Genomic DNA, 10,395 nt, shown 5'->3' with positions numbered 1-10,395 from the left:
CTTGAGCGAGCGGTGGAAGCGCTCTTCCTTGCCCAGCGTCTGCGGATGCAGAGGCCTGGAATGGGAGATGGCGACGCCGTGCTCGATCAGCCAGATGGTGAAGCGTGTGAAGTTGCTTCGTCCGCCATCTCCCCACGGTGGGCCGTTGTCGAAAGCCATGCGCTGCGGCAGCCCATAGCGGCGAAAGGCGACAATCAGGTGGGCTTTGACCGTTTCGCCGGTCTCGTTGATGCAAGCCTGCAGCACGACGGAGAAGCGCGAATGGTCGTCGAGCGCGGTCAGCGGATGCAGCCGGCCGCCCTGCCGCAACGCGACATGGCCCTTGAAGTCCATCTGCCACAGATCGTTGGGGGCGGCATGCTCGAAGCGCCCGAACGGCTTGGCTCCACCCCCGAGCAAACCCAGCTCGACGCCATTGCGGTGCAGGATCCCGGTCACCGTGGAAGGTGCAGGCGAACCGGTTCCCTCGCGTTGCAGGACCTTGGAGATCTTGCGTCCGCCCCAGGCCGGGTGCGCCCGGCGCATGCCAAGAACCGCCGCCTCGACTGCATCCGGGCTGCGCGCCGGGCTTGTCGCTGGACGGCGCGATTGCTCCGCAAGCCCGGCCTCGCCATGGGCGCGATACCGCGCGATCAACTTGTGACCACAGGTTCGGCCAATCCCGAAACGACGACAAAGCGCACTGACATTGCTGCCATCCTGCATCGCAAGACGCACAAACTCCAACTTCCCATCCATCACGCTGGTGTTCCCAAATGGCATCGCGAACCTCCCGGCGCAAAGCACGCCAAACTGTTCGCGATGTCCTCGCACACCTGTTCGCGATGTCTCCGGTCCAAACAGGGGGGAGATCGGCGCCTCAATCGCGGCGCTTGTCTTGCGACGTCGACGGTTGGCGAAAGCGATAACGACATCCAATCTCCCCCCTTGCGGGGGAGATGTCCGGCAGGACAGAGGGGGTGTGACGGAACGCGGCCTTCGCTATCTGCGCGCCTAAATCATCTCCAGCCCGCGTTTGCGCGTCGGTGGCGGAAAGCCACGGTCGAGATCGGCGATCTCCTGCGGCGTAAGCTTGATGTCGAGCGCCGCGACGTTCTGGCGGACATGCTCTTGGCTGCTGGCCTTCGGGATGGCGATGACGCCCTCCTGATGCATCACCCAGGCCAGGGCGATCTGTGCCGCCGTGGCCTTGTGGCGGGCGGCAATGGCTTCCAGCCTGGCATTGCGCGCCAGCGCGCCCTGCTCGACCGGCGAATAAGCCATTAGCGGAATGCCGCGCTGCCGGCTCCACGGCGCCAGGTCGAATTCGAGGCCGCGCCGGACCAGATTGTAGAGCACCTGGTTGGTCTGGACATTGCCGCCATCCGACAAGCCGATCAGCTCTTCCATCTCGTCGGTGTCGAAATTGCTGACGCCCCAGTGACGGATCTTGCCCGCCTTTTTCAGGGCCTCGAAGGCCGCGACCGTTTCCGCCAGCGGCACGCTGCCCGGCCAATGCAGCAGATAGAGATCGATGCGGTCAGTGCGCAGGCGCTTCAGGCTGTTTTCGCAGGCGCGCTGCACGCCCGCGCGCGAAGCGTTCGATGGCAGAACTTTCGAGACCAGGAAGGTCTCGTCACGGCGCCCGGCAATAGCCTCTGCCACCACCTCCTCGGCGCCGCCGCTGGCATACATTTCGGCAGTGTCGATCAGTGTGATGCCGAGGTCGAGGCCGAGCTTGAGGGCATTCACCTCATCGGCACGGCGACTGATATCCTCGCCCATCTTCCATGTGCCCTGGCCAAGCACCTGAACGGCTTCGCCTGAGGGCAGTTTGGTGGTTCTGATGGTCGGCGGCATGGCGGGCTCCATTTGGGCCGATCGCATCACAGGCTGGACGAGAAATCCAGAGGCGTTCTCGCCGAGCTGGCGATGGCTGAAGACTTACTTCACCGGATGGGCGGCGAGCCAGGCCTGCATCTGCTTGATCTCGGCTTCCTGCGCGGCGATGACGCCTTCGGCCAGCTTGCGGATTTCCGGATCCTTGCCGTTGGCAAGCTCGACCTTGGCCATGTCGATGGCACCCTGATGGTGCGGGATCATGCCCTTGACGAAATCGACATCGGCATTGCCGGTATATTCAGATGCCATCATGTCGGCATGCATCTTGTCCATCGCTGCCTTGTAGCCCTCGGTCGAGGGGCTGGTCGCGTCCGTCGCCATGGCGCCCATGTCGTGTTTCATCTCCTCACTTTGCGCCGGAACACTTTCGAGGAAGACGGCAACCAGCATTCCGGCCGCCATCAGCAGCAGCACGAGTTTTTTGGCGAAGGTCATTCATGGTCTCCTGTTGGGTGGTTTCGTATTTGGGGGCTTGGATCAGAGTTTCAATGTTCTCAGCCGCAATGCGTTTGCGATCACCGACACCGAAGACAGGCTCATCGCCGCCGCCGCCAGCATCGGCGACAGAAGCGTGCCGGTGAGCGGATAGAGCACGCCGGCGGCGACCGGCACGCCAAGCACATTGTAGAGGAAGGCGAAGAACAGGTTCTGGCGGATGTTGCGGATCGTCGCCTGGGCCAGCGTGCGGGCGCGCACGATACCGTTGAGGTCGCCCTTGACCAGAGTGATACCGGCGCTTTCGACGGCGACATCGGCGCCGGTGCCCATGGCGATGCCGACATCGGCGGCGGCAAGGGCCGGTGCGTCATTGACGCCGTCGCCGGCCATGGCAACGCCGGCGCCCTTTGCGCGCAGTTCCTCGACAAGGGCTGCCTTCTGTTCCGGCAGCAGTCCGGCGCGGACCTCGTCGATGCCGAGGCTTCTGGCGATCGCGTTGGCCGTGCGTTCATTGTCGCCGGTTGCCATGATGATCCGCAAGCCGCTTTCATGCAGCGCCTTGATCGCCTCGGCCGTCGTTGCCTTGATAGGGTCGGCGACGGCGACGATGCCGGCCAGTTTTTTGTCGACAGCGACGAACATCGCCGTCTTGCCTTCGAGTTGCAACGCCTCGGCCTTGGCCGAGATGGATGCGATGTCGACGCCAAGGTCGGCCATCATCTCGGTATTGCCGAGCGCGACCGTCTTTCCCGAGACCGAACCGGACACGCCCTTGCCGGTGACGGCCTCGAAGGCGCTGGCCTCGGCAACTGTCACGCCGCGCGTAGCGGCGCCGTCGACGATGGCTTCAGCCAGCGGATGCTCCGACCCCTTCTCCAGACCGGCGGCAAGCGCCAGCAATTCCTCCTCAGAAAAACCGTTTGCCGCAACGACATCGGTCAGCTTCGGCCGGCCTTCGGTCAGCGTCCCCGTCTTGTCGACGATCAGCGTGTCGACGGAAGCGAAGCGTTCGAGTGCTGCGGCCTCCTTAATCAGCACACCGGCATGCGCTCCGCGCCCGGTGGCGGTCATGATCGACATCGGCGTGGCAAGGCCGAGCGCACAGGGGCAAGCGATAATCAGCACCGACACCGCCGAGACGATGGCAAAGATCAGGCTGGGCTCGGGTCCAAACACGGCCCAAGCGATGAAAGCGACAATCGCGACTAGGACGACGGCCGGGACAAAATAGAAAGAAACGCGATCGGCTAACCCTTGAATCGGGGCGCGCGAGCGCTGCGCCTTGGCGACGAGCTCGACGATGCGCGCCAGCGTCGTCTCGGCGCCGACCTTCTCAGCGCGCATGATCAGCGCACCATTCTTGTTGAGCGTGCCGCCGGTCAGCGCATCGCCCTCGACCTTCTCGACCGGCAACGGCTCGCCCGTGATCATCGATTCGTCGAGCGAGGATCGCCCTTCCAGCACCGTGCCATCGACCGGCACGGCGTCACCGGGGCGTATGCGCAGGCGATCGCCGGCCTTGACGGCGTCGAGGGGCACGTCGTTTTCGGAACCATCGGCGGCAATCAGCCGCGCGGTCTTCGGCGCCAGATCGAGCAAGGCGCGGATCGCCGAACCGGTCTTTTCACGGGCGCGCAGCTCCAGCACCTGGCCAAGGAAGACCAGTGCAACGATGACGGCAGCAGCCTCGAAATAGACCGGCACCGCACCGCCATGGCCGCGGAACTGATGCGGAAAGATATCCGGAAACAGTGTGGCGACGACGCTGTAGAGATAGGCAGCGCCAACGCCGAGCGAGATCAGCGTCCACATGTTGGGGCTGCGGTTGACCAGCGAGTCCCAGCCGCGGTGGAAGAAGGGAAAGGCGGCCCAAAGCACCACCGGGCTTGCCAGGACCAGTTCGATCCAGACTTTTGCCCGGTCCTCGACCAGGCCTTCAAACATCAAGCCGATCATGGGTGCCATGGCGATGATCAGCAGGGGGACCGACAAGGCAGCGCTCACCCAGAACCGCCTGGTGAAATCGACCAGCTCGGGATTTGGCCCTTCATCGCCCGTCGGCACGCCCATCGGCTCCAGCGCCATGCCACAGATCGGGCAGGATCCTGGCTTGTCGCGGATGATTTCAGGATGCATCGGGCAGGTGTATTGCGTGCCTTTGGGCATCGGCTGCGGTGCCGGCCTGTCGCCGAGATATTTTTGCGGCTCCGCCTCGAATTTCGCTTGGCAGGCGGCCGAGCAGAAGTAAAAGCCCTGGCCTTCGTGGCGGGCAAAGTGCCTGGCTGTCGCGCGGTCGACGCTCATACCGCAGACCGGATCGGTGGCCGTCAGGAATTTTTCCGGCTCGGCGACGAATTTCGTGCGGCAGCCCTGGCTGCAGAAATGATAGGGATGGCCATCATGCTCGGTCGTCGGCTTGCCGGCGACCGGATCGACAGTCATGCCGCAGACCGGGTCGCGGACGACGCTCTTCGTGGTGGGCACGGCGCCTTTTGTCGAGCAGCAGCTACCATGCGCGTGATGATCGTGATCGGAATGCGTCATTCGAAAATGCCTTGATGGATCGGTGTGTGACGTGGAGATAGGGCTTCCAGTAACTGGAAGGTCAAGGGCTGTTTCGACTTTTCTTCTCCGGTCCACGGCGCGTCCATTCTCCCCAGAAAAAGTCTCACGCGGCAACACCACGCCTGCTAGAGAGCGAGCGTCCCGGGGGTGAGATTTTCTTTGGCAATGAAGCGTCTGGTCATCAATCTCGATCGGTCTCCCGATCGCCTTGCCCGTGTGACGGCGGAGTTTGCCCGCATCGGCGTCCCATTCGAACGCGTTCAGGCCATCGACGCACGGGATCGGCCGGACCTGGACCAGCTGCCGCAAAATGTCGGATATCGGAACAGGCTGCCATTGACTGACGGCGAGATCGCCTGCCTGCTCAGTCACCGGGCCTGCTGGGCCGCCATCGCGCAAGGCGACGCTCGCTACGGGGCAATCTTCGAGGACGACATCGTCTTTGCCGCGAAAGCCGGCGCATTGCTTCGCGACAGCGACTGGATTCCAGCCGATGCCGAAGTCGTCAAGCTCGAAAGCTATTTTTGCAAGACCGTGATCCGACGCAAGCGCATTGACATCGGTCACGGCTTTTCCACATCCAAACTCGACGCCGGACATATAGGAACCGCCGGCTACATCATCTCCAGGCAAACCGCGCTCGACCTGATCAAGGCCACCGAGGAGATCGGCATCGCTGTCGACGACATTGTTTTCAACCCCGAGTTTTCGGTTTTGCGAGGCGAGACAATCTATCAGCTTGTTCCTGCGCTCTGCGCGCAAGATCAGTTCCTTGGCGACAGGGCGCTCCAATTGCCAAGCCTGCTCAGGGAAAAGCGGGATATCCAGTGCGCCGCCGGGACCGGGAAACGCAGAAAGACAGCCATAGCGAAGCTCAAAGCCGAGGCACGGCGGATAGGCAAGCGCATTGTCGATTTCTGTCGACTGAAGCGGAGAATGGTTATTCCATTTACTTATCCGAGCCAAAGCTCAGCCGGGTCTTGAACCGGCTTTCAACGCCCCATACCCAGCGCCACGAAAACGCGCTATAGACGCCGCCGAAACGGCAAGGCCGACTGGATATATGGCAAGAATCTCCCTGAAGCTCGACGAATTGATCGACGGCGAAGCCTTGCGCCGCGAGATGACCGCGCTGACCGCGGCCACGGCGGACGATGGCTCAGGGCAGGCCGCGCGCAATGGCGTGCTCCAACTGCTCAAGGGACGACTGGCGGAAGGGCGCGCCATTGCCGAACGAATGCTGATGGACGATGGCGGCGGCAGCGCCTGCGCGGCGCGGCTGTCGCATCTCATGGACGAGATCATCCGGGCGCTTTACGATTTCGCCGTCACCCATGTCTACCGGGTCAAGAACCCGTCCTCGGCGGAGCGCATGGCCGTCATCGCTGTCGGCGGCTACGGCCGTGGAACGCTGGCGCCCGGATCCGACATCGACCTTCTGTTCCTGCTGCCCTACAAGCAGACGCCGTGGGGCGAACAGACAGTCGAATACATGCTCTACATGCTGTGGGACCTGGGGCTGAAGGTCGGCCACGCCACCCGTAATATCGACGAATGCCTGCGCCTGTCGCGGACCGATGTCACCATTCGCACCTCGATCCTCGAAGCACGTTTCTTGTGGGGCGAGGAAAAGCTCTATGATGAACTGATGCTGCGGTTCGACCATGAGGTGGTGCGCACGACCGGCCCCGAATATGTCCAGGCCAAGCTTGCCGAACGCGATGACCGCCATGCCAAGGCCGGCGAAAGCCGCTATCTGGTCGAGCCCAACGTCAAGGACGGCAAGGGCGGCCTGCGCGACCTGCAGACGCTGTTCTGGATCGGCAAATATTTCTATCGGGTGCGTACCGGCGAGGAACTGGTCGACAAGGGCGTCTTCACCGAGGGCGAATACCGCGAGTTCCAGAAGGCGGAGGATTTCCTGTGGGCGGTACGCTGCCACATGCATTTCCTCACCGGCAAGGCCGAAGAGCGGTTGCATTTCGACATCCAGCGCGAGATCGCCGAACGGCTCGGCTACACCACACACCCCGGCCTGTCGGCGGTCGAGCGCTTCATGAAGCACTACTTCCTCGTTGCCAAGGACGTCGGCGACCTGACCCGCATCTTCTGCGCGGCGCTCGAGGAGGAGCAGGCCAAGCACGTTCCTGGCTTCAACCGCATCTTCCTGACTTTCTCCAGGCGCAAACGCAAGCTGGCCGGCACCTCCGATTTCATTGTCGACAACCACCGCATCAACATCGCCGACGACCAGGTGTTCGAGCGCGATCCGGTCAATCTGCTCAGGCTGTTCTGGTTCGCCGACAAGCACGGTCTGGAATTCCACCCTGACGCGCTCAAGCTGCTGACCCGTTCGCTCGGCCTGGTCAACAAGTCGCTGCGGCGCGACGAGGAGGCCAACCGGCTGTTCCTCGACATATTGACCTCGGATCGCAATGCCGAACTCAATCTGCGTCGCATGAACGAAGCCGGACTGCTCGGCAAGCTGATCCCGGATTTCGGCAAGATCGTCGCCATGATGCAGTTCTCGATGTACCACCACTACACGGTGGACGAGCATCTGATCCGCTGCATCGGCGTGCTGGCCGAGATCGAGCGCGGCGACGGCGAAAAGGTCCACCCCCTCTCGCACACGCTGATGCCGAGCCTGAAGAAGAGCCGCGAAGCGCTCTATGTCGCCGTACTGCTGCACGACATCGCCAAGGGCAGGCCGGAGGACCATTCCGAGGCGGGGGCCAGGATCGCCCGTCGGATCTGCCCGCATATGGGGCTGTCGCCTGCCGATACCGAAACCGTGGCCTGGCTGGTCGAGAACCACCTCGTGATGTCGATGACGGCGCAGACCCGCGACCTCAACGACCGCAAGACCATCGAGGATTTTGCCGCGATCGTGCAGTCGGTCGAGCGGCTGAAGCTGCTTTTGATCCTCACCGTCTGCGACATCAGGGGCGTCGGACCCGGTGTCTGGAACGGCTGGAAGGGCCAGCTGCTGCGCACGCTCTACTACGAGACCGAATTGCTGCTGACCGGCGGGTTTTCGGAAGTGTCGCGCGCGCAGCGCACGGCGGCGGCGCGCGAGCGCCTGGCCGAGGCGCTTGCCGACTGGCCGGACAAGGCCCGCAAGCGCTATGTCGGCCAACACTACGAGAATTACCTTTTGACCGTCGATCTCGCAGACCAGTTGCGCCATGCCGAGTTCATCCGCGAAGCGGACGTGTCAGGCAACAAGCTTGCCACCATGGTCAAGACCCACCAGTTCGAGGCGGTGACCGAAATCACCGTGCTGGCGCAGGACCACCCCCGCCTGCTCTCTGTCATCGCCGGGGCTTGCGCCGGAGCCGGCGGCAACATTGTCGACGCGCAGATCTTCACGACGTCGGATGGCCGCGCGCTCGACACGATCCTGATCAGCAGAGAATTCGATCGCGACGAGGACGAGCGCCGGCGCGCCGAACGTGTCGGCCGGCTGATCGAGGACGTGCTGTCGGGCAAGAGCTGGCTGCCGGAAATGATCGAGAAGCGCACCAAGCCGCGGCGCGGCTCCAAGGTGTTCAAGATCCCACCGCGTGCCGAAATCCGCAACACGCTGTCGAACCGTTTTTCGGTCATCGAGGTCGAGGGCCTCGACCGGCCGGGACTGCTGTCGGAGATCACCGGAACGCTTTCCGACCTGTCGCTCGACATCGCATCGGCCCACATCACCACCTTCGGCGAAAAGGTCATCGACACTTTCTATGTCACCGATCTCACTGGCCAGAAGATAGATAGCCCGGCCCGCATCGCCACCATCCGCAATCGGCTGATGGCAACGCTCGAAGGCATCGTGCCCGAACGCGGCGGCAAGCCCAGGGCGGCGGCCGAGTGACAACGACCATCACTTTGTCCCAATTGCGCAGGCAGTTCCCAAAAGCATGAGCCTCGTCAAGAAATTCGCAACGGTCGCTTCCGGCACGCTGATGAGCCGCGCGCTCGGTTTCGGCCGCGAGATGCTGATGGCTGCTGCACTCGGTACCGGACCGGTTGCCGATGCCTTCAACGCCGCTTTCCAGTTTCCCAACACCTTTCGCCGGCTGTTTGCCGAGGGGGCCTTCAACGCCGCCTTCGTGCCGCTGTTCGCCAAGGAGATCGAGACCCACGGTACCGAAGGCGCCAAGCGCTTTTCCGAGGAAGTGTTCGGCGTGCTGTTCACGGCGCTGCTGGCGCTGACGATCATCATGGAACTGTCGATGCCGCTGATCGTGCGCTATCTGGTGGCGCCGGGTTTTGCCGGCACGCCGGGGAAGTTCGACACCACGGTGACGCTGGCAACGATCATGTTTCCCTATCTGATCTGCATGTCGCTGGGCGCGATGATGGCGGGCATGCTGAATTCGCTGCGCCGCTATTTCGCCGCCGCGGTGGCCCCGGTGTTCCTCAACATCATCCTGATCGGCGTGCTCGCCTATGCCTGGTACAAGGGCTCGGATGCCCTCACCGTCGGCTACGGGCTGTCCTGGGGCGTGCTTGCCGCCGGACTGGTGCAACTGGCGATCGTCTGGGTGGCGGTGCGCCACGCCGGCATCTCGATCGGCTTCCGCCGGCCGAAAATGACGCCCGCGGTCAAGCGGCTGCTGATCCTGGCGCTGCCGGCGGCCATCACCGGCGGCATCACCCAGATCAACCAGCTGATCGGCACGGCGATCGCCTCGGCACAGAACAGCGCGGTGTCCTCGCTCGCCTATGCCGACCGCATCTACCAGTTGCCGCTCGGCGTGGTCGGTGTTGCGGTGGCGATCGTGCTGTTGCCCGAACTGTCGCGGGCGCTGAAGTCGGGCAATCTGATCGAGGCGGCCAATCTGCAGAACCGCTCGGTCGAGTTCACGCTGTTCCTGACCTTGCCGGCAGCCGCGGCACTCTGGGTGATGTCTGAGCCGATCGTGCGGCTGGTCTATGAGCGCGGCGCGTTCGCCGCCAACGGATCGACGCCGACGGTGGCGGCGATCCTGGCGATCTTCGGCCTCGGCCTGCCGGCCTTCGTGCTGATCAAGGCGTTCACCCCAGGCTATTTCGCCCGCGAGGACACGCGCACGCCGATGATCTTTGCCGCCATCTCGGTGGCGGTGAACGTCACCACGGCGCTGACGCTGTTTCCACGGATGGGGGCGCCCGGCATTGCGGTGGCCTCGGCCGTCGCCGGCTGGGTCAACGCGGTGATGCTGCTCGGCGTCTTGATCCGGCGCGGCCATTGGGGCCGCGACGTACCGCTGATGAAGCGCATTCCACGTCTGGTGCTGTCCGCCGTGGTGATGGGCGCTGCGCTCTATTTTGCCGAACACTGGTTCGCCATCAGGCTTGGGCCGGGCTCGCCGCTGGTGGTCAAGGCGGCGACGCTGCTGTCGCTGGTTGCCGGTGGGGCGCTGCTTTATTTCATCACCGCGTTTGCCACCGGCGGCGCCGATTTCGGGATGATCCGGCGCAATGTCGGACGGAAAGGATCGCCGCCGACTAGGGAACAGTCTCCAGATCCGTGAG

7 protein-coding genes are annotated in these 10,395 nt (G+C 63.4%); 3 read left to right on the top strand and 4 right to left on the bottom strand.

Going from position 1 to position 10,395, the window contains the following annotated elements; translation table 11 throughout:
• From NKJ11_RS22475 to NKJ11_RS22460, 4 genes are all read right to left on the bottom strand, one after another.
• Positions 1–738 (bottom strand): DDE-type integrase/transposase/recombinase (locus NKJ11_RS22475; protein WP_352794287.1); only part of this gene is annotated, 738 nt, incomplete at its 3' end.
• 255 nt (positions 739–993) lie between these two features.
• Positions 994–1,839, bottom strand: a complete 846-nt coding sequence (locus NKJ11_RS22470) for an aldo/keto reductase (RefSeq protein WP_352794286.1) — start codon at positions 1,837–1,839, stop codon at positions 994–996.
• Positions 1,840–1,923: 84 nt separating this feature from the next.
• Positions 1,924–2,316: a CopM family metallochaperone gene (gene copM, locus NKJ11_RS22465; protein ID WP_352439733.1), complete on the bottom strand. Its 393-nt coding sequence runs from the start codon at positions 2,314–2,316 to the stop codon at positions 1,924–1,926.
• A 42-nt stretch (positions 2,317–2,358) separates the two neighbouring features.
• The gene (locus NKJ11_RS22460) at positions 2,359–4,863 is read right to left on the bottom strand and encodes a heavy metal translocating P-type ATPase (RefSeq protein WP_352673421.1); all 2,505 of its coding nucleotides are present in this window, start codon (positions 4,861–4,863) and stop codon (positions 2,359–2,361) included.
• 186 nt (positions 4,864–5,049) lie between these two features.
• Here NKJ11_RS22460 and NKJ11_RS22455 point away from each other — a divergent pair, with 186 nt between their 5' ends.
• From NKJ11_RS22455 to murJ, 3 genes are all read left to right on the top strand, one after another.
• Entirely contained in the window at positions 5,050–5,868 is an 819-nt protein-coding gene (locus NKJ11_RS22455) for a glycosyltransferase family 25 protein (RefSeq protein ID WP_352794285.1), read from the top strand.
• Between the two features lie 79 nt (positions 5,869–5,947).
• The gene (locus NKJ11_RS22450; RefSeq protein WP_352794284.1) at positions 5,948–8,749 is read left to right on the top strand and encodes a [protein-PII] uridylyltransferase; all 2,802 of its coding nucleotides are present in this window, start codon (positions 5,948–5,950) and stop codon (positions 8,747–8,749) included.
• 46 nt (positions 8,750–8,795) lie between these two features.
• The gene (gene murJ, locus NKJ11_RS22445; protein ID WP_023811635.1) at positions 8,796–10,394 is read left to right on the top strand and encodes a murein biosynthesis integral membrane protein MurJ; all 1,599 of its coding nucleotides are present in this window, start codon (positions 8,796–8,798) and stop codon (positions 10,392–10,394) included.
• The last annotated feature ends 1 nt before the right edge of the window (position 10,395 follow it).

The organism is Mesorhizobium sp. M0243 (assembly GCF_040321775.1).
In the GTDB taxonomy this organism is placed as follows: domain Bacteria; phylum Pseudomonadota; class Alphaproteobacteria; order Rhizobiales; family Rhizobiaceae; genus Mesorhizobium.
Note: the sequence above shows the minus strand (reverse complement) of the source record. Positions and strands in the feature narration are given on the sequence as shown.

Excerpts from the sequence above, each read along its gene's own strand:
- NKJ11_RS22470 (WP_352794286.1), bottom strand. The coding sequence starts at position 1,839 with ATGCCGCCGACCATCAGAACCACCAAACTGCCCTCAGGCGAAGCCGTT.
- copM (WP_352439733.1), bottom strand. The coding sequence starts at position 2,316 with ATGACCTTCGCCAAAAAACTCGTGCTGCTGCTGATGGCGGCCGGAATG.
- NKJ11_RS22460 (WP_352673421.1), bottom strand. The coding sequence starts at position 4,863 with ATGACGCATTCCGATCACGATCATCACGCGCATGGTAGCTGCTGCTCG.
- NKJ11_RS22455 (WP_352794285.1), top strand. The coding sequence starts at position 5,050 with ATGAAGCGTCTGGTCATCAATCTCGATCGGTCTCCCGATCGCCTTGCC.
- NKJ11_RS22450 (WP_352794284.1), top strand. The coding sequence starts at position 5,948 with ATGGCAAGAATCTCCCTGAAGCTCGACGAATTGATCGACGGCGAAGCC.
- murJ (WP_023811635.1), top strand. The coding sequence starts at position 8,796 with ATGAGCCTCGTCAAGAAATTCGCAACGGTCGCTTCCGGCACGCTGATG.